At 60.7% G+C, this 23347-nt stretch carries 19 protein-coding genes; 10 read left to right on the forward strand and 9 right to left on the reverse strand.

Annotated features, from left to right (window positions below; genetic code table 11):
• Positions 1-51: 51 nt before the first annotated feature.
• The 5 genes from AWB69_RS20790 to AWB69_RS20810 form a co-directional block, all read right to left on the reverse strand.
• On the reverse strand, positions 52-1053 hold the full coding sequence (locus AWB69_RS20790; RefSeq protein WP_063977867.1) for an anti-sigma factor family protein: 1002 nt from the start codon (positions 1051-1053) through the stop codon (positions 52-54).
• Between the two features lie 215 nt (positions 1054-1268).
• The gene (locus tag AWB69_RS20795; RefSeq protein WP_062088174.1) at positions 1269-2192 is read right to left on the reverse strand and encodes an anti-sigma factor family protein; all 924 of its coding nucleotides are present in this window, start codon (positions 2190-2192) and stop codon (positions 1269-1271) included.
• Positions 2189-2734 carry an RNA polymerase sigma factor gene (locus tag AWB69_RS20800; RefSeq protein WP_062088176.1) on the reverse strand — a complete coding sequence of 182 codons (546 nt, stop codon included), beginning with the start codon at positions 2732-2734 and terminating at the stop codon, positions 2189-2191. Before AWB69_RS20800 ends, AWB69_RS20795 begins: the two co-directional genes overlap by 4 nt.
• Before the next feature lie 399 nt (positions 2735-3133).
• On the reverse strand, positions 3134-4387 hold the full coding sequence (locus tag AWB69_RS20805; RefSeq protein ID WP_062088178.1) for an aromatic ring-hydroxylating oxygenase subunit alpha: 1254 nt from the start codon (positions 4385-4387) through the stop codon (positions 3134-3136).
• A gap of 168 nt (positions 4388-4555) precedes the next feature.
• Positions 4556-5461, reverse strand: coding sequence for a LysR substrate-binding domain-containing protein (locus AWB69_RS20810; protein WP_062088180.1), 906 nt, complete (start codon positions 5459-5461; stop codon positions 4556-4558).
• Between the two features lie 257 nt (positions 5462-5718).
• On the opposite strand from AWB69_RS20810, the gene AWB69_RS20815 reads away from it, so the two are divergent.
• The 5 genes from AWB69_RS20815 to AWB69_RS20835 are packed head-to-tail and all read left to right on the forward strand — an operon-like array spanning position 5719 to position 12785.
• A complete protein-coding gene (locus tag AWB69_RS20815; protein ID WP_062088182.1) occupies positions 5719-7317 on the forward strand; it encodes an ABC transporter substrate-binding protein in 1599 nt (532 codons plus the stop codon).
• Positions 7317-8264 (forward strand): ABC transporter permease, encoded by a 948-nt coding sequence (locus AWB69_RS20820; protein ID WP_062088184.1) that lies wholly within the window; start codon positions 7317-7319, stop codon positions 8262-8264. Before AWB69_RS20815 ends, AWB69_RS20820 begins: the two co-directional genes overlap by 1 nt.
• A gap of 6 nt (positions 8265-8270) precedes the next feature.
• Positions 8271-9101 carry an ABC transporter permease gene (locus AWB69_RS20825; RefSeq protein WP_062088186.1) on the forward strand — a complete coding sequence of 277 codons (831 nt, stop codon included), beginning with the start codon at positions 8271-8273 and terminating at the stop codon, positions 9099-9101.
• Positions 9098-10747, forward strand: a complete 1650-nt coding sequence (locus AWB69_RS20830; protein ID WP_062088189.1) for an ABC transporter ATP-binding protein — start codon at positions 9098-9100, stop codon at positions 10745-10747. The genes AWB69_RS20825 and AWB69_RS20830 overlap by 4 nt, the downstream gene beginning before the upstream one ends.
• Positions 10731-12785: a CocE/NonD family hydrolase gene (locus AWB69_RS20835; RefSeq protein WP_062088191.1), complete on the forward strand. Its 2055-nt coding sequence runs from the start codon at positions 10731-10733 to the stop codon at positions 12783-12785. The genes AWB69_RS20830 and AWB69_RS20835 overlap by 17 nt, the downstream gene beginning before the upstream one ends.
• A gap of 55 nt (positions 12786-12840) precedes the next feature.
• On the opposite strand, the gene AWB69_RS20840 is transcribed toward AWB69_RS20835, so the two are convergent.
• The 3 genes from AWB69_RS20840 to AWB69_RS20850 form a co-directional block, all read right to left on the reverse strand.
• Positions 12841-13704, reverse strand: a complete 864-nt coding sequence (locus AWB69_RS20840) for a cytochrome c oxidase assembly protein (RefSeq protein ID WP_062088193.1) — start codon at positions 13702-13704, stop codon at positions 12841-12843.
• A 192-nt stretch (positions 13705-13896) separates the two neighbouring features.
• Positions 13897-14862 (reverse strand): sterol desaturase family protein, encoded by a 966-nt coding sequence (locus AWB69_RS20845; protein WP_062088195.1) that lies wholly within the window; start codon positions 14860-14862, stop codon positions 13897-13899.
• Between the two features lie 8 nt (positions 14863-14870).
• Positions 14871-15887 (reverse strand): YncE family protein, encoded by a 1017-nt coding sequence (locus AWB69_RS20850; RefSeq protein WP_231937179.1) that lies wholly within the window; start codon positions 15885-15887, stop codon positions 14871-14873.
• A gap of 685 nt (positions 15888-16572) precedes the next feature.
• Between AWB69_RS20850 and AWB69_RS47110 the strand changes: the two genes are divergently transcribed.
• The 4 genes from AWB69_RS47110 to AWB69_RS20860 all read left to right on the forward strand — a co-directional run bounded on the left by AWB69_RS47110 (position 16573) and on the right by AWB69_RS20860 (position 20856).
• Positions 16573-16899, forward strand: coding sequence for a hypothetical protein (locus tag AWB69_RS47110; RefSeq protein ID WP_082913499.1), 327 nt, complete (start codon positions 16573-16575; stop codon positions 16897-16899).
• Between the two features lie 515 nt (positions 16900-17414).
• The gene (locus AWB69_RS48755; RefSeq protein WP_197500287.1) at positions 17415-17573 is read left to right on the forward strand and encodes a hypothetical protein; all 159 of its coding nucleotides are present in this window, start codon (positions 17415-17417) and stop codon (positions 17571-17573) included.
• A 174-nt stretch (positions 17574-17747) separates the two neighbouring features.
• On the forward strand, positions 17748-19499 hold the full coding sequence (locus AWB69_RS20855; protein WP_062088199.1) for an ABC transporter permease: 1752 nt from the start codon (positions 17748-17750) through the stop codon (positions 19497-19499).
• A 22-nt stretch (positions 19500-19521) separates the two neighbouring features.
• On the forward strand, positions 19522-20856 hold the full coding sequence (locus tag AWB69_RS20860; RefSeq protein ID WP_062088201.1) for an ABC transporter ATP-binding protein: 1335 nt from the start codon (positions 19522-19524) through the stop codon (positions 20854-20856).
• A gap of 239 nt (positions 20857-21095) precedes the next feature.
• Here the strand turns inward: AWB69_RS20860 and AWB69_RS20865 are convergent, their stop codons facing one another.
• Positions 21096-21725: a ParB-like protein gene (locus AWB69_RS20865; RefSeq protein WP_062088203.1), complete on the reverse strand. Its 630-nt coding sequence runs from the start codon at positions 21723-21725 to the stop codon at positions 21096-21098.
• A gap of 357 nt (positions 21726-22082) precedes the next feature.
• On the opposite strand from AWB69_RS20865, the gene AWB69_RS47850 reads away from it, so the two are divergent.
• Positions 22083-22667 carry a hypothetical protein gene (locus tag AWB69_RS47850; RefSeq protein ID WP_231937180.1) on the forward strand — a complete coding sequence of 195 codons (585 nt, stop codon included), beginning with the start codon at positions 22083-22085 and terminating at the stop codon, positions 22665-22667.
• Positions 22668-23347 lie beyond the last annotated feature (680 nt).

Genomic DNA, 23347 nt, shown 5'->3' on the forward strand with positions numbered 1-23347 from the left:
AATGCGCCATTAAAACACCGGCCCATTCAACAGAACAGCCGGGCGATCAATTTATTCCACGCCAGCCACGACCAACGAGCGGGACCCGGGAGCCACGTCTGACGACGCCAGGGCGCCTTCTACCGGCGACGAGTTTTCGCGGCTGAACAGCGGGGCGGTCCCGCCTGCCGATATCTGCTTGCCCAGCGCCGTCAGGTCGACACCTTGCGGCTGACCGATCAACGCGTAGCCCAAATTCGTCTGCCGCCATGTGACAACGGTCATGGCGTCGACACGCTGGTCAGCCACCGCGGCATCGGGCTTGACCTCCTTCATCACGCACAGCGCAATGGGCGCGCCTTTCTCGGGCAGGTAGACAATTTGCACGAGCGGTTTGTTGTTGAAGCGCAGGCGCTGCACCCGCTTGAAGGTGAGGCCGGCCGCGCTCAAGTCGGGAATGCGCAGTGCGAGACCATCGTCCTGACGAATTTCCTTGACGGTCTTGATCGACAGGCCGGCGTCAGGGGCAACGTTCGCGAGGGTCTCGCGGGAATAGAGCTGCTGATAGCTGGCCGCCGCCATCACCCACGGCGACACGCCCGTGCCGACCGATGCAAGCGAAGCGCCGGTATTCGATGCCGGCCCCATGCCAGGGCCCAGGCGAAGCACCAGTCCACAGGCAAAAGCGCCGGCCAGGAAAGCGACCCCGAGCCACGCCGGCGCAACGCGCAGCCGCGAGCGGATGGTTGAGGAGGATGCACCGCCCGGCGCACGGGGAACGACGGGGTCGTTGACGCTGGTGTCCGGACCCGCATTGGGACCGGCGGCGGACTGGGCCGCCTTTGTCTTCGCCGCGCGTGCCATCTCTTCGATCTTCCCGCTAAGGCTGGCCGGCACCGGTGGCAGCTTTTGCGCGGCGAACGCATCGCGGTACGGTAGCCGCGATGCCTGCAACAGCGCGACGCGCTCCGCCACGTCGGGAGACGTGCGCAGTTCGCGCTCCACCTCCTCGCGTTGGTGTGGCGGCAGTTCACCGTCCACGTAGGCCATTAGCAGGATATCGTCCGATTTCATAAGACCAGGCAGTTACTTTCGCTGATGATTAAATTCTCGCTTTGTCTCGTGCGCCGATCTCCGGACCCCGGACCGCTAGTGTGCCGCTAAACGACTGTCGCAATTCACGATGCCAGAACCGGTGACAATCGATCAATCAAGCTTGTCACAAGTGTATCTGCGATCGCCGGTGAGCGGCGGACCTGTGTTTCGTGCTTCGACGCTTGAGGCATTGCTTACCCCGTTGGCGTGGGCACACCCGATGTCGCATCGCCAAATAACTGATCAACCTCGCGGTTCGAAATACGCTTGCCGAGCGCGTCCAGATCGACGCCTTCGGTCTTGCCGATCAACACATAGCTAAGTTCCGCTTGCCGCCATGTAACCACGTGCATGGCGTCAACCACCTGTGAAGCAATCGCCTGATCCGCCTTCGCTCCCTTCGTGACGCATAGCGCGACAGGAGGCCCTTTCTCCGGCAGATAAACAATCTGCACCAGCGGCTTGTTATTGAAATTCAGGCGGCGCACCGCCTTGAAAGTCAGGCCGGCGCTCCTTAGATCGGGGATGCGCAACGCGAGGCCATCATCACGATGAATGTCATCGACTATTTTTGACGTCGCTGCCGGATTCTCGTCGGCGTAAGCCACCGTGTCGCGCGTGTAAAGCTGCTGATAGCCAACCGCAGCAGTTACCCATGGCGAGACGCCGGTGCTTGCCATGGCGGCGGTGCCGGAATTCGGCATGCCCGGGTTGAGGGGAGGTAACGTTCCGGGCCGTAAAAAGAGTCCCCCGACAAACGCGCCCGCGGCACACGCCGCCGCAAGCCATGTGGGAACCGCGCGCAGACGTGATCGAACCGGTACGGAGGCGGAGGTAACGGAGGGCGTCGGGACAGACGGGTCGTTTGCGCCCGGAGCCAAGTTCCTTGCGCTATGTGCACGGGCCATCGCTTCGATCTTCCGCGTAAGCGACTCGGGTACCGGTGGCAATTTTTGCGTAGCGAACGCGGCCTTATAGTCGAGACGCGACGCTTGCAGCAGTCTCACCAACTCTGCGGCTTCAGATGATGCGCGGATCTGCATCTCGACTTCCTGGCTCTCGTGGGGAGCCAGTTCGCCGTCTACATAGGCCATGAGCATGAGGTCGCCGGTTTTCATGCTATGGAGTCCTTGCGCGTTGCCGAAGCCCTGGGTTTCGGATCAGGCGTGCCGAACAACGCGCCGACGGCTTGCCGCGCGCGCGAGAGCCGGCTCATGATGGTGCCGATGGGCACTTCCAGAACATCTGCCGCTTCCTGATAGCTCAAGCCTTCAACCGCAACCAGCAACATGACCACCCGCTGCGCTTCGGGCAGCCGTTCAACGGCGCTGATGATCTGGCCATGCATGAGCAGGGTTTCCGGGCCTTTGTCGACGGGGTCGGCGACGTTTTCCAGGAAGTCGTCGTCCCATTCCATGCTGGAGCGCTTGCGTACGCTGCGCGCTCGCAGCTCATTGATCCAGGTGGAATGGACAATTGAGAACATCCAGCTTAGCGGGGATGTGTCGGGCTGCAATTGATGCGCTCGCTCAAGCGCCCGCACGCAGGCTCGCTGGACGAGGTCCTCCGCGTCATGCTGATCGCCTGAAATGCGAAGAGCGAATGCCCATAGCCGCGGCAGCATCTCGGGAAGCATGCCTGGTAAGTCTGCGCCGTCCATTGAACGAATGTCTCCCATGATCCCTGTGTTTGCTCAAGTGCCGCGTGCCACGCTTTGCATCCGCCCGATAGTTTAGCGTGGGGCGAAACGTGCCGCTTGACGACATGGGGTGGCGTTGGGCAAGTCAAAGGGTGAGTAAGCATTCAGTAAGGGAGTTGCGCCTGTGGCAAAGCCACAGGAATCGCGAGCCAACCGTGCGGGGATCGACGTTGCCCACTATTTTTCCGAGGACCCGGGGACGCACTGAGCGTCCCTTCCAAAGGCCCGTGTACAGGGGCGACTTAATTAAAATTGATTATATTTGTCGATTACTTTGATCAGGCTGTCACCCTAGGCATATCGGCGATCAACCGTGGTTGATCGCCGCATCGGATCATAAGCGTAACGCGACACACGGCATCAGATGCCATGCGCCTCCAGCCGCGCCGCGTACCAGCGTGAAAACCGTTCCAGATACGACTCGGTGAAAGGCGAGAACGGTCCGGGCCGGTAGCCCGGGTCCTGCGTGCCCTGGTGATTGATCGAGACGAGGCGCGCGTCCTGCGCATTGGTCGCTTGCCATACCTCAATCAGGTCGGACAGCGCGTAGTCAACGCCCTCGATCGCATCCTCGTGAACGAGCCATTTGGTTCGCACCAGCGTTCGATCGGGCGCGAGCGGGATGAGGTACGAGATAACCGCATGGTCGCTCATGAAGTGCGACCACGAGTTGTGCGTCCACAAATGCGTATCGCCAAGATCGCGGCGCGTGTTGTCACCTAGCAGCCGGGTGCTGGCGACCTTCGTATTCATTGTTTGCGACTCGCCGTTGCCGGCAATGACGAGGCGCTGCGTCCGGAACAGTGTGGCTACATCATCCAACCGCTCCACTGCTTCGCTCAGCAGCCCGTCCTTCTTCCAACTCTCCAGGGAAGCCGCGTTACGCGCACGATATTCAGCGAGTGCGCGCTCCGATTCTTCGCTTAGCCCATCCGGGCAGAAGCCGAAATCTTCGGCCAGGAACGACACAGTGAGCTCGGGATGCGTCGCGCCGCAGTGGTAGCACTCGCGGTTGTTTTCGATTGCGAGCTTCCAGTTGCCGTTTTCAATGATGTCCGTCTCGTGGGCAATTTTCGTGCGCTCCAGATCGAACGGCGTGAGGCGGGGAGTCATGATTTCGTCGAACGCAGCGATGTCCGCGGGCGCTTCGTCGTGCAGGCACACAAAGATCAACCCGCCTATCACGCGTATAGGGACGGGCATCAGGCTGCGGCAGGTCGGATCGAAATCCTGCCCCATATGCGTGGCATGTTTAAGATCGCCGTCGAGGCCGTAGGTCCACTGATGGTAGGGACACACGAGCATTCCCACGGAGCCCTTGCCTTGCACGCGCAGACGCGCGCCGCGATGACGGCACACGTTCCGGTACGCTCGAATGACGTTGTCGTCGTCACGGAGAATGATGATCGAGGCGCGGCCGATATCGACTGCAGAGATATCGCCGGGCTCGCGTATATCGGCGGTGACACCCGCCATGATCCAATGCTTGTGGAAGAAGATATCGACGTCGTTCTCAAAGACGTCCTGCCGGCCGAACAGCGCGCCGGGCATGCCGTGACCTGAAGCCCGACTGCGAAACAAAGCGCCGTGCGTAGTGCCATTGATGCTCGACATCCGCTGGTCCTTATCAGATTGCCTACGTTGCCAGGCGCGACCTGAGTCGCGAGGTGAACGGAGTATCGATAGGCCAATTCCAACCGTCAACGCGCTTTATTTTCCCGCTCGCATAACAATAAGTAATGGGAGCGGCGGCAGCGGTGCGTTACCGAAGACGCCTTCGCTTCACGCCACCGTTTCCTCACGAAGCCATTCGATGACGGCATCCACCGCGGGCGTAACCGCGTGTCCGTGCGGTACGACGGCGTAATACGCGTCGGTCATCTTCACGCAGGCGTCGCCAAGCGGCACCAGCTGCCCCGAACTTAGCAGGTCGCTCAGCATCCGCCGCCAGCCGAGCACGACGCCCTGGCCCTGCAACGCGGCCTGAATGGCATCGGTGTACAGGCTGCAACGCAGGACATAGTTCAGCCGGCTGCGTTTGATGCCCACTGCGTCGAACCAGTCCTCCCAGCCCATCCAGCCCTCCGACGTGGAGTCATAGGCAATGAGCGGGGCATTGCTCAAGTCCTGCGCCGACTGAGGGCGGCCATGCGCCTCGAGCCACGATGGCGAACAGACCGGCACCACCTCCTCATTGAAGAGCAGCGTTGAGTGACCATCGCGCCAGTTGCCCGACCCATAGCGGATCGCAATATCGACTTCGTTGTGGCGCAGGTCCGCGGTGAACATCTGCGTGGTGAGGCGTAGCTTGAGTTGCGGCTGTGAGCGCTTCAGCAGCGGCAGCCTGGGCAAGATGCGGAATTGCGAAAACGCGGCTGTTGCCAGGATCGCGAACTCCTGCTCGCGTGTGTTGCTGCTGAGACTGTCGAAGGTGCCCGCGATCTTCTGGAGCGATTCCGATGTGACAAAAAACAGGTCTTCGCCTTCTTTCGTGAGCGCGATCGAGCGGTGCAGCCGATGAAACAACTGCAGCTTCATGGCGTCTTCAAGGAAGCGGATCTGGCGGCTGACGGCGGCTTGTGTGACGCCGAGTTCGTCGGCCGCAAGGGTGAAGCTCTTGAGCCGTGCAACGGCTTCAAAGTCGACCAATGCATTTAGCGAAGGAATCAGGCGTCGGTATCCTTTCATGTCTCGCACTTCCAGTTTTCTTCGGGGACTCGCTTGAGTTGCTCGCATGGCAACTTGCGTCCGGATGGCTGCCGTTCATATTACCTGTTGTTATGCGAGCGTGAAAATAAAGTGCGTTGACCGCGTAGTTTTGCCTACCGATACTCGCCGCGAGGTCGCTGCTCTGGCCCCGTTGTCCTCTTAGGGAGCGTCGGTATAGACCCAAGCCGGCGTGCATCCTGATCCCACGCGTTGACACCATGAGGAGAAGTTCAAGCATGAAGCCGTTCGACGATCAAGGGGACTTGTTTGATTTGCCGCGCAGGGATCACCAGTTGAACCGCCGTAAGTTTTTGCAAGGTGTTGCGGCGCTGGGTGCAAGCGCGGGGCTTGGCCTGATCGTGCCGGCCAGCGCACTCGCGGCGACGCAGCCAAAGCGTGGCGGTCTCCTCAAGCTCGGCATGGGCGGCGGCAATACGACAGACTCGATCGATCCAACGCTGCTGCCGGATTGGGTGCCGCTCAACCAGGCTTACATGCTCATGAACGGCCTGGTCGAGATCGATGCAAAGATGCACGTGCAGCCGGAATTGCTCGAGAGCTGGGAGGCAAAACCCGGCGCTGCGGAATGGATTCTCAAGGTAAGAAAGGGCGTGGTGTTTCACAACGGCAAGACGCTGGATGCAGACGACGTGATCTATTCGATCAACCTGCATCGCGGCGATGCTTCGAAGTCAGCGATCAAGTCGAGTCTCGAGGATGTGACCGAGATCACGAAGATCGACCCGCTGCAGATTTCGATGAAGCTGAAAAGCGGCAATGCGGACCTGCCTTACCTGCTGTCCGACTATCACCTGCTGGTGGTGCCTAACGGCTTCAGGGACTGGAGCCATCCAATAGGGACCGGTCCCTTTGTATTCGGCGAGTTCACGCCGGGCGTACGCTCGCTGTTCAAGCGCAATCCGCACTACTGGAAGCCCGATGCCGCGTATGTGGACGCAGTCGAACTGATCGTGATCAACGACGCCACGGCGCGCACGAACGCGCTGATCTCGGGACAGGTTCACGCGATCAACCGGGTCGACTTCAAGACCGTCGATCTGCTCAAGCGCAGCCCGGCGGTCAACATAGTGCGCTCGGCCGGCGGCCAGCACTTCACGTTCCTGATGGACTGCGCTGCCTCGCCCTTCGCCGACAACAACGTGCGGCTTGCCGTCAAATACGGCATTGACCGCCAGAAGCAATTGACGACGATCCTGCGCGGTTATGGGTCGATCGGCAATGACCATCCGATTCCGAAGACCGACCGTTTCCATGCCGCTGATCTGCCGCAGCATGCCTACGATCCCGACAAGTCGAAGTTTTATCTGAAGAAGGCTGGCCTGTCGGAACTGAAGGTCGAGTTGTCGACATCCGATGCGGCCTTCGCCGGTGCGGTGGATTCGGCCGCTCTGTTCCAGGGCGAATGCGCGCCTGCGGGCATTCAGCTTTCAATCCGCCGGCAACCTGCAGACAGCTATTGGGACAAGGTATGGATGCAGGCGCCTTTTTGCATGGGCTACTGGGGCGGCCGGCCGACGGCGGACCAGATGCTCTCGACTGCGTACAAGTCTGACGCCAAGTGGAACGACACACATTGGCGCGATCCTAAGTTTGACGCGTTGCTGCTGCAAGCACGCGCGATGCTCGACGACACCAAGCGCCGCGAGTTGTACCGTGAGATGCAGTCGATGGTGAGCGACAACGGCGGCGCGATGATCCCGCTCTTCGCCGACTATATCGATGCAACCAGCAGCAAGCTTCAAGGCGCCACGCCGCATCCGCTCTTTAACTTCATGGGCGGCCGGCTCGCGGAATACGTCTGGCTGGAGTCGTAATGAAGCGGCTTGTCTTGCAGCGGGTGCTGGCTGGTGTGTTGACGCTGTGGCTCGTTTCGGTGCTGATCTTCGTGGGTACCGAACTGCTGCCCGGTGATGTGGCTTCCGCCATTCTCGGTCAATCGGCGACGCCGGAAACCGTCGCGGCCTTGCGGGCGTCGCTCGGTCTCGACCACCCGGCGCTGCAACGTTACGGGCTATGGCTGCTGCAGTTCCTGCATGGCGATCTGGGGACGTCACTGACGAACGGACGCCCGGTCAGCGAGGACCTGTTGCCGCGGCTGTACAACACGCTGTTTCTTGCGGGCTATGCGGCGGTGGTTGCGGTGCCGCTGTCGGTGCTCATCGGCATAGCGTCCGCGATATGGCAAGACAGTCTCTTCGATCGCGCGGCCAGCGTGTTGTCGCTCGCGAGCGTATCGATGCCTGAGTTCTTCGTCGGCTACGTGCTGCTGCTCTTGCTTGCGGTCAAGTTTCCAGTGCTGCCGAGCCTGGCTGCCGTGTCTCCCGACATGGCGTTTTCCGGGCGTATCTACGCGACCACGTTGCCCACGCTCACCCTCTTGTTCGTCGTGGCCGCGCACATGCTGCGCACGACGCGGGCGTCCGTGCTGGCCGTGATGGGCAGCGCCTATACCGAAACAGCCATCCTCAAGGGTTTGCCCAAGTCATGGATCGTCGTACGCCACGCGTTGCCCAATGCGCTTGCGCCGATCATCAACGCGGTGTCGTTCAATCTCGCGTACCTGATCGTCGGCGTCATCATGGTCGAGGTCGTGTTCGTGTATCCGGGTGTCGGGCAGTTGATGGTGGACGCGGTGTCGAAGCGTGACCTGCCGGTGGTGCAGGCTTGCGGGATGCTGTTTGCCACGGCCTATGTCGGGCTGAATACCGTGTCCGACGTGCTTGCGGTCTGGGCAAATCCGCGCTTGCGGCATGCGAGGTAAGGGGCAATGAAACTGTTCGGCAAGGAAGTGCCATTAAGCGCGGCGATTGGGATGTTGCTTGTCGCGGTCATCGCGCTCGCCTCGCTGTGTGCGCCGCTGATTGCGCCGCACGGCGAAACCGAGACGGTCGGCGACGTATGGATGACGCCCGGTGCCGGCCATTGGCTCGGCACCGACAGCATCGGGCGTGACATGTTTTCGCGCCTGCTGTACGGCGGGCGTACAACGCTCGGCCTTGCGCTGGCGATTACGCTCCTGTCTTTTTCCCTCGGCATTGTCACGGGGTTTGCAGCCGCAGTGCTGGGGCGCAAGGTCGATCAGGTGCTCTCCAGGATCGTCGACACACTCATGGCAATGCCCGTCCTGATCTTCGCGCTGATGATCCTGTCGGTGCTGGGTACGTCCATGCCGGTGCTGATTGGCACGATCGCGATTCTCGATTCAACGCGCGTGTTCCGGCTCGCGCGGCTGGTCGCGCAGGGGATCGCCGTGCAGGAATATGTGGAAGCGGCGCGGCTGCGCGGAGAAGGGCTCGCGTGGATCATCCGCCGCGAAATCCTGCCGAATGCGGTCGCGCCGCTACTGGCGGAATTCGGTATGCGCTTTGGCTTCACGATCCTGTTCGTGGCGGGCCTGAGCTTCCTCGGGCTGGGCATCCAGCCGCCCTATGCAGACTGGGGTGGCATGGTCCGCGACAACGCCCAGGTGATCAATTTCGGCGGCATTGCGCCGCTGGTGCCGGCCGCGGCAATTGCGTTGCTGACGATTGGCATCAACCTGATTGTCGACTGGTTGTTGTCGGTGCGGGCCGTCGGGCAGGCGGGGGTGATCGCATGAACCCGGTCTTGAGAATGCGGGCGTTGCGGGTCGAGGCGCCCAACGCTCAGGTATTGGTCGACAACGTCGATGTCACGCTCGAGCAGGGGGAAGTGCTCGGGCTGATCGGCGAATCCGGCGCGGGCAAATCGACTATTGGCCTGGCCGCGCTCGGTTATGCGCGTGGCCGTTGCCGGATCACGGGCGGGGAAGTGTGGCTGGCCGGTGAGAACATCCTGGGTGCAACGCCTCAACGGCAACGTGCGCTGCGTGCGACCAAGGTGGCGTATGTGGCTCAGAGCGCAGCCGCTGCGTTCAACCCGGCGTTGACCATTGGCGAGCAGGTTTGCGAAGGGCCGTTGCGGCATAAATTGATGAATCGCGACGAGGCGCGGGCATGGTCGCGCGAGTTGTTCGCGTCGCTCGACCTGCCAGACCCGGACAATTTCGGGCGACGTTATCCGCATCAGGTCTCCGGCGGGCAATTGCAACGGGCGATGGTCGCCATGGCCATGTCATGCAAGCCATCAATCCTTGTGCTCGATGAACCGACCACGGCGCTTGATGTCACCACGCAGATCGAAGTGCTGGTCGTGTTGCGCAGGATCGTGCGGGAGTTCGGCGCCGCAGCGCTCTACATCACGCACGACCTGGCGGTGGTCGCGCAGGTAGCAGACCGGATCATGGTGCTGCGGCACGGCCGGATGGTGGAAGAGGGCACGACAGACGCGGTGCTGAACGCACCGCGCGACGAATACACGCGGCGGCTGGTCGCCGAACGCAGCGCGGCTGACACGCTGCGAGCCAGTCCCCCTCATGTTGCCGAGCCACTGCTTAGCATCGAAGGGCTGAACGCGGGTTACCACGGCAAGGCGATCGTACGGGATGTCGGACTGCAGCTGGCACGCGGTGAAACATTGGCGCTCGTTGGCGAGTCGGGCAGCGGCAAGAGTACCGTTGCACGAGCGATCGTCGGGTTGATCGAACAGCAGACCGGCGTGTTGCGGTTCGATGGTGTGCCTTTGCCCCATAGGCTGATTGAGCGCTCGCGTGACCTGAAGCGGCGTATCCAGCTCGTCTACCAGTCGCCCGACGTCGCCCTCAATCCAATGCACACCGTCGGCGAGATCATTGGGCGGCCGGTGGAATTTTACTTCGGTATCCATAGGGATGAGGTGCACGAACGCGTGCTGGAATTGTTGCGCCTGACCGAACTGCCGGAAACGTTCATCGACCGGAAACCGGCCGAATTGTCCGGTGGGCAGAAGCAGCGCATTTGCATTGCGCGGGCGCTGGCGGCGCAACCTGATCTGGTGATTTGCGACGAGGTTACCTCCGCCCTGGATCCCCTGGTCGCGGACGGCATTCTTTCGTTGCTGGAGTCGCTGCAGAAACGGATCGGGCTGTCGTACCTGTTCATTACGCATGACCTGGGCACAGTAAGGCGCATTGCGCAGCGCGTGGCGGTGATGCTGCGCGGCGAGATCATCGCTCAAGGCGCTACAGCCGACGTGTTCAATGCGCCAACTCACGCTTATACAAAACGGCTGTTGGCGTCGGTGCCCGAGTTGCGGATCGGATGGCTCGACGAAAACCTCTTGCACAGCACGCGGCCGGCTGAATCGAACACGTTCACGGGAGACTTGAAGTATGCAGCGCAACAATGAGGACGCCGCACGCGTGCGCGTGATCGAGCACGTCTGGATTCCGCTTGCGGACGGCACACGGCTCGCGGCGCGCATCTGGTTGCCGGCCGATACCGATACCCGGGTTGATGCGTCGCCCGTGCCCGCGATCCTCGAATACATCCCCTACCGCAAGCGCGACGGCACGCGTTCGCGCGACGAGCCGATGCATCACTACTTTGCATCGGCAGGGTTCGCGGCGGTGCGTGTCGATATGCGCGGCAGCGGCGAGTCCGACGGTTTGATGGCCGACGAATACGTGTTGCAGGAGCAGGACGACGGGTTGGAAGTGATCGACTGGATCGCCCGGCAACCGTGGTGCAGCGGCGCGGTCGGCCTGATGGGGAAGTCGTGGGGCGGTTTCAATGCGCTTCAGATCGCCGCTCGCCGGCCACCTGCGCTCAAAGCGATCATCACGGTCTATTCAACCGACGACCGTTACGCGGACGACATTCACTACAAAGGCGGCTGCCTGCTCAACGACAACCTGTGGTGGGGCAGCATCATGCTCGCCTATCAGGGACGTCCGCCCGACCCATTGCTGTACGGAGACGAATGGCGCTCCGCATGGCTCGAACGGCTCGACAAGCTGCCGTTCTTTCCCGCGTTGTGGATGGAGCATCCGCACCGCGACGACTACTGGCGCCACGGCTCGATATGCGAGGACTGGTCCTCGATCCAGTGCCCGGTATTTGCAGTCGGCGGCTGGGCCGACAGTTATACGAATGCCGTGTTCCGCCTGATGGCAGGCTTGCAGGTGCCGCGGCAAGGTCTGATCGGACCGTGGGCGCATATTTATCCGCACGACGGCGTACCCGGGCCTGCAGTGGGTTTTCTGCAGGAAGCGGTGGAGTGGTGGAACCGCTGGCTGCGTCCGGACCATGACGATCGTTCGGGCTCGACGTCTGAGCGTCCGGCGTTGCGAGAATGGATGGAGACACCGCGCGCTCCGCAGACCACTTATGCCGCCACGCCGGGCAAATGGATCTCCGAGCCGGCTTGGCCAAGCCCGGCAGTCGCCATGCGGCGCTTGTACCTGGCCGATGGCGTTTTGACACGCACTGCGCCTGACACGGTGGCTCCTGTTCTGGTCCACACACCGCAGGGTCACGGCGTGGCCGCGGGCGAATGGATGGGGACGGGCGTGGCAGGTGAGTCGCCCGCCGACCAGCGTATGGACGATGGTCTCGCGCAAGTGTTCGACAGCGCGCCGCTGACCGAACCGTTGGCGTTGCTGGGCATGCCGGAACTTGAGATCGATGTATCGAGTGACCGTCCCGTCGCGTATCTGTGTGCACGCCTTTCCGAGGTGATGCCGGACGGCTCGGCAACCCGTGTTTCCTATGGCGTATTCAACCTGACGCATCGCGACGGGTCCGCTGCACCTGTCGCTTTGACGCCTGGCGAAAGATACCGCGTACGGCTGACGCTCGACGCGTGCGCGCATGAGTTTGGCATTGGCAACCGGGTCCGGTTGTCGTTGGCGACAACCTATTGGCCCCTGATCTGGCCGGCGCCGGAAGACGCGACACTCGAGGTCAGGCTCGGTAACACCGCGCTTCATTTGCCGGTGCGCGAGGCGCACGGCGATGAGCTGCCGGTCGAGTTTAATGCCCCTGAGCGAGGTCCCACGACGCCGGCCGAGCAGGTGCGCGGCGGCAGCATGACACGCACTTCATCCTATGATTTGACCACGGGCGAGTGGACGTACGTGACCGAGGGTATCGGCGGGCTCTTTGGGGAAGGTGTGCAGCGGTTCACGGAAATCGATACGACTGTTGAGCACAACCTGAAGCGCTCACTGACAATCCAGGGCAACGATCCGCTTAGCGCTCGCTATACGCTGACGCAATCACTACGCATGGGACGAGAAGGCTGGGACATCCATGTGCGCAGCGAAGTGCATATGTCCGCCGACAAGGAGCACTTCTACCTGAAGGGTTCGTTGCAGGCCGAGGAGAACGGCCAGACGGTGCGCGAGCGTAGCTGGGATGAAACCATCCCGCGCCCGTTGCTTTAGCTGCCGTTGGTTGAAGATATCCGATGAAGCGGCCGGGTGTATCTGGCCCGCACCTTCATCTACCGAGGGCCGGTTTGGCGCGCCGTTTCTGAGGCCTTGCCTTGGGCGGCACGCGGGCAGGGAGTTCGGACAGACGCAGCAGATGGCGCAAGGCCATCATGGCGCCAATTGCCTCAAGCACACCGGCCGGTACCCACATGATCAGGCCGCCGAGGCTCTGGTCGAGCGTCGCCGGAACCGAGGTGAACGCACGGCCGCACAGCGTAAAGATCGGATAAAGGTCGTGCGACGAGAACGTGATGATCGCGCCCACGAGAATCTGAGGCGTCATGGTGATGACCGGCGATAACACCCGCAAGCCCGGCCGGGTACGGCTTGGCGGATGCGGCCGGTGATCGAGCAGCATCCACCAGTACAGCAGCCCGCTTACAGCGACCGACCAGTTCATGAACGTATAGATGCGCCAGTCGAGCATGGCGACAAACTGCACGGATGGAATCAGCCAGAAGACAACCGAGATGACAAACGCGGCCGAGATGAAGGTCGGATTCAGCACGACGGCGGCTAGTACGCGCGCGGGCCTGCGGTATTGCCAACGCCGCAGCGCGCTGCGCCAACGCAACGGCAGGCCGGCCCGGAGCACACTGCCTGGATAAGACGCCATCAGGATCAGCGGGGCCAGATGGTGCAGCACCAGATGCTGGAGCCGATGCACAAAGAACTCATGCTCGGCGTAATAGTCGAGGCGCGTGTGAAGCGCTATGTAGAAGAGTGCCAGGCCTACCCAAAACGCCATGCGCCGGGCAAGACTGATACGAACGTGGCGCGACCCTCGCGCATACAGCAGCGCAGTAATGACGAAAATTGCCACGAGCCCGAACGAAGGTTCCCATGGGACGAGCAGGTTGAGCAGAGACATGGCGGGCCGGAGTATGTAAGAGAGGTTTGACGCGTCCGCGTCAAACCTCGGCGACTCGCAATGTTAGCAGGAGGGCGAAGGGCTTGCTGGCGGTGCAAAGCGTGGCGCTCGCGAACACACAGGTGCTGGCGCCACAGGCCGAACGTCATGCCCGTTTCCAGCCTGAAGCGCCTGGCAAAGGTCCTGATTCCATCAGGAACCGCGCTGCACCTTTTTCGATGACGCCCGGACTTCATTGAGGAAAAAGCGCAAGCCGCCCACCTGCTGAGCGATGTAACCGCCGCTCGCCATCGATTCCGGCGCGCGCCGGTCTCCGGTCGGGAGATACTCCGCCGAGAAGTCGGCCGTGCGAAACACGATGTCCCAGATCGGGAAAACAGCGCCGTAATTGCAGGAGTTACGGCCCGCCGCACGCAGCCCGTGATGCAGACGGTGGAAGCGCGGCGAGACCAGCAGCCTGTCGCCGAGCCAGCCAAAGGACACGCGGATATTCGCGTGGCTCAGGCTTTCGATGAAACGCATGAACAGGAACAGCAGCGGGAATTGCAGCGGCGGAATACCGATCGCCAGACCGACCACGCCAAACCAGATTGCCGCGACAAGATCATCCAGCAGGTGATTGCGGTCGTCGGACCAGAAGCTCATCTGCCGTTGCGCGTGGTGCAGCGCATGCAACGCGTACCAGCCGCGCCATGAGTGCGACAGGCGGTGGCGCCAGTAGTCCGCGCAATCGAGAATCAGTGCGTAGGCGAAGAACGTGATGACCGGATGCCCCAGCAGCGCCGGCACGACAGTCTCCAGCGTTGGCGGAATATAGCCTTGGGCGACCACAAAACCGTTCACCCACACCTGCACCTGATAGAACAGCAGGAAACTGACGACGGGCAATACACCAACGCGATTGAGCACCGTATAGAACGCGTCCGTCACTACGGCTTTTCGATCTTTCCAGTGTTCGATCGGGAACAGCGCCTCCAGCGGCCAGCATACGGCGTAGGTGACGATGACCGCGAACATGCCATACACGCACACGAGTACCCAGTCGAAAGACAGCTCTTCCCACTGCATCCAGCCGAAGTGATAAAGCAGTGGCAGAACGAGGTACTGATCGATCTCGCCGGCCAGAGCGTTGAACAACCTGTCGAGGAATATCAGCATGGTGTTCTTTACAAGGTTTCCGCGGTGATCGGGCCCTTATGGCTCAATTCGGAATTGAGGAAAATGCCATGCGGCGAGCGCCCCACGTTAATGGTCTCATAAACGCCGCTTTTCGGGTCCAGCACCGCGACCTGTTCACGAAAGCGCAACGTGACCCACAACTTGCCATCCGGCGCGATGCCGATGTCGTCCGGTCCGGCAGCGTGGAAAGGATACGTGCGTTGTATGGCGAACGTGGTGGGTTCCATGGCGACGAGAGACCCGCCAATACGATTGGACACGTAGAGCGTGCTGCCGTCCGGTGAGAGGAAAATATTGTGCGGACCTACTCCCGTCTTGACTCGCCGCAGTATGTCACCCGTCACCGGGTCGATCTCCGCCACATGGTCGCTGCCCATGACGCAGACCAGCACCTTGCCGTTGTGCCAGAGCACGCCCGCCGGGGTCGAACCCAGCTTCGTCTTCCAGCGTATCGTCATGGTGGTCAGGTCGAACGAAACAAGCGTGCCCGAGCCTTGCATGGAATTGAAGCTCCAGCGGGAGTCCGGCGAGAAATCGAGGTGGCTCGGCATGGAGCCGGGCGAGAAACGCTTGGCGAGGGTCAGGTCGTCGGCGCGATAGACGTCGACATAATCGAGCCTGAGCGCGTTGACAACGAGGTAACGATGATCCGGCGTGAAGCCGAGCTGGTAGGGATCGGCAATGACCTTGTGGCCGAGTGCGGTACCGGTATGCGGATCGACGATAAACAGCGCATTGCCGCTGGCGTCCGCAATATAGAGTTTGCTGCGGTCCTGGGAAAGCGCCCAGTGACTCGGTTCGCGCAGCGTAGGCAGGGTGCGGATGACTTTGCGCGACGTCATGTCGATGACCGAGACACTGGCTTCACCGGAATTCATCACGATGGCCAGCGGGGATTCGGCGGCGTTGGCGATTTCAGACCGGAGAGCCATAAATGGCGACAGACCAAGACTCAGGGGAATGGCGAGGCTGCGGCCAAGCACTGCGCGACGTGAAAGCTTCATGGGGGTGTTCATTTCGAAAGTCAGCTTTCTATTTTACGGGAAGGGGTGCGGCGAAGTCAGGTGGAATCATGCATTCAGGAAGATTCAAGAATAACGACGCCCTATTCTTTCAATTCAGTAATCTGCATTGGGTTAATACGAATAATGCACGATTCTCTCATTCCCGTTTGACTCCCTTCTTTCACTTCCTCGCTTCATTCTTCTGTTTCGTCCCTTGTTCTCGCGCATCTCCGGTGAGCACCCGTCAAGGCGGGGAAGGGCGTGCGCAGGTCATGTGGCATTGCACAAGCGGCTTCGAGATTATCTTTGCTCTGCTTATCGAATCAGGTTGACTTTGAATTCCCGCACCACCTAGAGTTTAAGTGTATTCACAAATGGGACTTGTGCCTTGGACACCTGCAGTTGTCGACCTTCGAACAGTTTCGCTGCCTGACCGGCAGGACGTCCACGCACTCTTCTTTTAGCCGCCGTCTTGCCAGCAGGCAGGCGGTGCGCGCCGTAATCAGTCTCTCCGTGCACCTTTGACCGCCATATTCGACGCAGCGTCGGTATGCGTCCGTGTGGCAATGCGCCGCGCGCATAAACTCGCTGCCGCGTTCGTTCGCGCCTTTTTTCGATTCACCGGCGTAGACGAGCGCGTGGATTAACACGTGCGTAGCAATCGTACGTAGTCCGGAGAAACATCATGAACTTCGGTTTGCTTCTGCCGCAACTGCCCCACATTCAGGAGTCGCGTATCTTTTACGACACCATGCTGTCGCTGGGCGCCCCTGGCCTGCACCAGCACGCGGGCTTTTTTTCGCCATACCGGCGGGTGCCGTGCGGACGTATTCGAAAGACGCGCGCAGCACCTGGCGGCGTACGCAACACTGTGTGGCCTTCTTATATTCTTTCATTATTCTTTCCAGGGCCGGTTGTGACGTGGCATACGAAAGAGTGCTGTTGTTATAGGGGACTCTCCGATCACCTGAATGCCCCATTTTCGATTTATATCGGTGGACGTGGCAAATGAGGTTGACTTCTGATTCCTTGAATGACTAAACTCCGCAGTCTCCACAAATCGGGCTAATGCCTTGGACACCTGTAGTAGTCGACCTTCGAAGAATTTCGCTGCCTGACCGGCAGGACGTCCCCGCTTTTTCTTTCAGCCGCCGTCTTGCCAGCAGGCAGACGGTGCGCGCCGTAGTAACTCTCTTCGTGCACCTTTAAAACACCCTTTGGACGCAGTCATTAATGCGCGTCTGATGGTATTGAGTCGCGAGCATAAGCTTGTGCGACAGTGTCCGTCCGCGCCGGTGCAGCCTGCTGGCCGAAGCGGACGTGTGGTGGCTAACCGTATTTGTATCTGTATCAACGCCAACAAGGAGCGTCCATGCCGGACCCTGATAGTTGTCCCATAACTCGCTGCACCTTACTCATGCCCAGGGCAAGCAAGTAGACGTTCTCCGCTGCGCTTATCACGCGATCGAGCTCCGGGTCTGCTGGCTTGCCAAGAACCGCGCTGAGCCAAACGCTCGGAGAAATATCATGAACTTCGGTCTGCTGTTGTCGCACCCTCCTGTCCGGCAAGAAGCACGCGTCTACTACCACGCCGTGCCCGCGCTGCATGTCCACGTCAAGGGCGATCCCGCCGTATCAAACAGAGTGGCCGCCTTCTGGCGCCGTCTCAAGACACGCCTGTCTTAAGTTTCGTGGCCGTTCTTAAGAGGTGTGGATTCCCTGTTCCCTTTCGTGGCCGGTACCCGGTCATGATTCGCTTCAATTTTCAGGCGGGACTTTCGAGCGCGTTGTCGCGTAATCGCTCGAGTGAGACCCCGCATGTTTTTGCAATCCGTCAATCTGTGACCGGTGGGACATCCGATGAACTTCAGTTTTAACCCAAACCGCATTGCGAATGCTTCTGCATGGCGGTTGCTCCCCAACGGCTGGGACTTCGTCGCTTTCCCGCTGATCATCTGCCTGATTGCCATGGGTGCGATCGGTTTTCACGAGACGATGGCGCCCATCGCCACTTTAAAAACCCAGGTCATCTCGCTTGACCCGGCGAGTCTGCCCGAGTACGCAATGCGCACCACACTTCGCATGCTCGCGGCCATGGTTGCGTCGCTGGTCTTCACACTGGTTTACGGCACGCTCGCCGCGAAGAGCCGGCGGGCGTCCTTGGTGCTCGTGCCGATCCTGGACATCCTGCAGTCGGTGCCGGTGCTGGGCTATATCTCGTTCACAGTCACGTTCTTTCTCGCCCTGTTTCCGGGGCGCGTGCTGGGCGCGGAACTCGCGGCAATCTTCGCCATCTTCACGAGCCAGGCGTGGAACATGACGTTCAGTTTCTATCAGTCGCTGCGCACCGTGCCGCGCGATCTGGATGAAGTCTCGCGCGGTTTTCACCTGACTCCGTGGCAGCGCTTCTGGAAGCTGGACGTGCCGTTTTCGATGCCCGGCCTCATCTGGAACATGATGATGTCGATGTCCGGCGGCTGGTTTTTCGTCGTTGCGTCGGAGGCGATCACCGTCGGCAACAATACGATCACGCTGCCGGGAATCGGGGCGTATCTCGCGCAGGCCATTTCCGACAAGAATCTTCACGCGGTCGGCTGGGTGATCCTCGCGATGACCGTGGTGATTCTTGCCTATGACCAACTGCTGTTCCGCCCGCTGGTCGCGTGGGCCGACAAGTTCCGCATGGAAACGACCAGCTCGGGCAATGCGCCCGAGTCGTGGCTGCTCGACCTGATTCGCCGCACCCGGCTGATTCATCGCGTGCTGGTGCCCATGGGCAGGATCTTTGCGAATGCCGCACGTATACCGCTGCGCCTGCCGTCACTCGGCGGTGTACGTTTCAGCATGCCGCGCCGGCTGAAACCATCGCGCATGGGCGACATTGTCTGGGGCATGCTGGTGATCCTGCTGACGGCGTATGTGGTCTATCGCGTGGTCACGTATGTGCGTACCGGTGTCACGCTCGACGAAGTCGGCCACGTGTTCGTGCTTGGCCTGATCACGCTGCTTCGCGTCGCTCTGCTGATCCTGCTCTCCACCCTGGTCTGGGTGCCTGTCGGGGTGCTGATCGGACTGCGGCCGGCGCTGGCGGAGAAGATCCAGCCGCTCGCACAATTTCTTGCCGCATTTCCGGCCAACCTGTTGTTCCCGGTGTTCGTGATCGTGATCGTGCGCTTTCACCTGAACCCCGACATCTGGCTGTCTCCGCTGATCGTGCTCGGCACGCAGTGGTACATCCTGTTCAACGTGATTGCGGGGGCAAGCGCGTATCCGAACGACTATCGCGAGGTGGCCGCGAACTTCCGCATTCATGGCTGGCAATGGTGGCGCAAGGCCATGCTGCCGGGCATCTTCCCGTATTACATCACGGGCGCAATCACGGCATCGGGCGGCGCGTGGAACGCCAGCATTGTGGCGGAGTTCGTCCAGTGGGGCGACACCAAGGTCGTCGCGCACGGGCTTGGCGCGTATATCGCGCAAACCACCGCCGCCGGCGACTTTCCGAAGATCATCCTGGGCATTGCGACCATGTCCCTGTTCGTGACACTGTTCAACCGCACGCTGTGGCGTCCGCTGTATGCCTATGCCGAAAACAAGCTCCGGCTCGACTGAATTTGAAGTGAGAGAGAATGCGATGCTAAATCCTAAAGTTGTACCCGTCGAGATCGTCCAGGCACCGGTGCGTACCGGGAATGAAATCCTGAATATCAAGAGCGTGTGTCACGGCTTCGACAAGACCCAGCCCGACCAGTTGGTGCTCGACGGCGTGAACCTGACGCTTCCTGAAGGCGAGATTGTCGGCATGCTCGGCCGCTCCGGATCGGGCAAGTCAACGTTGCTGCGGATCATCGCGGGGTTGATCGAGCCGACCAGCGGCGACGTGACTTACCTCGGCAAACCTCTCGACGGCCCAGCCAAGGGCGTCGCCATGGTGTTCCAGACGTTTGCTCTGTTCCCGTGGCTGACCGTGCTTCAGAACGTGGAGGCGGGGCTGGAGGCGCTGGGTGTTGGCGCGCAGAAGCGGCGTGAGCGCGCGCTGGCGGCAATCGACCTGATCGGTCTCGACGGCTTCGAGAACGCGTACCCGCGCGAGTTGTCAGGCGGCATGCGCCAGCGCGTGGGGTTTGCGCGCGCGCTGGTCGTGGATCCCACGCTCCTGCTGATGGACGAACCCTTCTCCGCGCTCGACGTACTGACCGCCGAGAACTTGCGTACCGACCTGCTCGATCTCTGGACGCAAGGCAAGATGCCGATCAAGTCGATGCTGATCGTCACGCACAACATCGAGGAAGCGGTGTTCATGTGCGACCGGATCCTGGTGTTGTCGTCGAATCCGGGGCGGGTGATCGCCGAGATCAAGGTGCCGTTCGCGCATCCGCGCAACCGGCTGGATCCGGCGTTCCGCAGTCTCGTCGATGAAATCTACGCGAAGATGACCGCGCGCCAGTCCGACGAAGCCACGAAGAAGGGCCTGGAATTAAGTAGCTGGCTGCCGCTGGTATCGACCAACCTGATGGCCGGTCTGATCGAAACGCTGGCCGCCGCTCCGTACCATGGCCGCGCGGATATGCCGGAAATTGCCCGCACCCTGCAACTCGAAGTGGACGATCTGTTCCCGGTAGCTGAGGTGCTGCAGCATCTCGCTTTTGCGGAAATACGCGAAGGCGATATATTCCTGACGCCGCCCGCCCGCGTATTCGCCGAACTCGGCACGCAGGAACGCAAGATGATGTTCGCCGAGCATTTGCTGCGACACGTGCCCCTTGCTACGCAGATCAAGAAGGTCCTGAATGAGCGCCCGGGCCACCGTGCACCGCGCGTGCGTTTCGAGCAGGAACTGGAGGACTTTCTGTCGGATAGCGGCGCGAAGGAAACGCTGGACGCGGTGATCAACTGGGGCCGTTACGGCGAGATCTTCTCGTACAACGACAAGACGGAACTTTTCAGCCTGGCCGACGTGGAGTCGTGATCCTGTAGGAGCGGCTTACTCCGCAGCGGGCATTCGTGCGGATTTGCCAGGTTCGAGGGCACGCCGTAGGGGCGTTCCCTGAAGATCCGTGATGTTCACGCGGCAACCCTTAACATTCAGGCACGGCCTGTATTGACCATCTTTTTCCGTGCCCGGAGGTTTCCTGCGAAACCTCTGCAGGGGCGTCCGAATTCCGTTTATCAATGGAATGCATCCACAGCCTGCGGAGCCGAGGCAGGTCAGCTCACGGGGGTTTCAATCAGCCCGGACCAGCCCGGCAGATACCGTGCCTCCGGCGTGTGCGCGACGGCTTTCGCCTGATCCAGCGCCTTCGTGAAGCTCTTGCGGATCTTGCTTTCAGCGACCCGTGGACGCAGGAAATCAGCCCAGAGGAATTCGCTGAACGGCGTCGCGTCCTTCGCGAAGCCGCCCACCCGGCGCAGTTCGCCGGCGAGACTTCTATACGGATCGTCCGTGAGCCCGGTCACCATCTTGGGGAGATGCTCGAAGTCGTATCGCGAGCCGTCCGTACCGAACGGATGGACCCACTGGTTGTGCTCCATCATGCGCCAGAAGATCGCTTCGTCCAGCCACGAGAGGTCCTTGAGCATCGCCACCTTCACTTCCTTGACCCCTTCCTCTAGCAACGCCAGTCCAAGGTGATGATGGTCCACGATGTAATAGAGCTTCTCCGGGCCGAGCACGGCGGGAAACCAGTGGGAAGCAATAGCCTCGGTGCGCGCTTTCTTGCCGAGTGTCTTCCAGTGCTCGCGCTTGGCGATGACTTCGCGGTAACCCACCGTCATCTGTGTAGGACGCAATGCGGCGAGTTTCGCGGGGATCAGGTGATTGTCGGGATGCGTGAGCATGTTCGCCTCATAAAAATGGTTTGCCGCAACAATAGCGCGGATCACTCACGCCGACAATTTTGGATGCGGGAGAGGCCGGAATGGTTTGTCAGCGGCGGGGTGCTCATGCAAGACCACTTTGTCGAGATCCGTGGCTTTGCCGGCTGCAATCGGTCGGTTGCCAGGTCAGGCGTTCGTTATTGATTTAATCCGGTGTCCATATGAATATGGCATCGTGTTTCGAACCGGATCGAGATACGAATCAACCGGCGTTTGACGTCAACGGAGTAAGCGGCTCTCGCAAAAGGTGAGGATATACGGGACGCACACCCATACTTACCAGACGCGCGCCGCTCTGGCCATCCGCGAAGAACCTGGATGAATCTGGATTTATGCCGGACCGCCCACGGCGAGTCCACGTCCGCTGTTTCGTGGACGGTGCGGACTTTGAGCCACCGGCGAAGGCGACGGGACTCTCTCGCCGCGGACCTTTTGGCGCTGTTCCCACGCGATGTATCGGCTGAGTGCCGCGTCGAACTCGATCACGTAATTGTGATCCGTGACCGCCTGCAGTTCGTTTTCTTCGCGCAGTTCAACCGCCATCAACCAGGCTCGCCGTCCGAATTCGGCGCAATGGCCCTTGATATAGGCGGCGAACTCATCGACATTCGAACATCGATCGTTCGACTGGATCAGTTCGGCGCTGTGTGTTTGATCGGCGCTGAAGGCGCGGAGGTACGATGCCTTTCCGGCATCGAGGTCACGCCATGGGGTATCACTGGAAAATGCGAAGGGCGGTATTTCTACATCGCCCAACTGTACGTGCCGCTGCTCGGACAGGTCACGGCGTTCTGCACGATCGATTGCGCTTTGACAGCGATGCGCAAACTCTTCGAGTGTGATGGCCACGGTCAATGCGGTATGACGACCGGCATGGACACGTTCGGCGGCCTTGCGCGCTGAACCGCGCTTGTGAGCAACCGTATTGCAAGCCACGTTGACGACCGCGCTGAAAACTCCAGCGCCTAAGGCGACGGCTAACCAAGGCGACATAGTGCTCTCGCTAGATTTGACCGGCACTTTGTCGGCCGATCTTCACAGATGCCAATGCACAACGAGACGGCTCCGTGTGTGCGGTGCAAGTCCGGTCACACGGGAGCAGCCGGGACAATTTAATCATTTTGCTGCGGCTCATGTCACTTTATTTAATCAATGACGCATGTAGTGTTGTGAAGTTTTGACACCGTAGACTAAGGGCCCGTTCGTCCGGGCGAAGCCGTAGCTCATCGGTGGCTCTAGGCGGTGCGCCGGATCCGCCGGGCGGGGGTCAGGACAGCTCGGCCCGGGGCCAGGATTGCCGAGAGGACGCAAGTACGGATGGAAGTACGGATGGAAGGGCGGCCGAAAGCGCGGCCACTCTTCAATTCTTTCAAGTTTCCCCGCAATGAGTCGATATAACTAACAGCGCGCTCAGTTCTCGTCAGGCCGGCGTCCCGACTTTTTTGCTACGCGCCCAAAAACAGGCTGACTCCGCGCTGGTTGATAGCGGTGTTCGCTATAACTAACCGGTATGAATTTCATGGCTGTTGCTTCACCGCTTCCATCCCTTCCACCGTTCCCCCGGCATCTGCCTGAGGCTTCAA

The organism is Caballeronia udeis, from assembly GCF_001544555.2.
GTDB lineage: Bacteria > Pseudomonadota > Gammaproteobacteria > Burkholderiales > Burkholderiaceae > Caballeronia > Caballeronia udeis.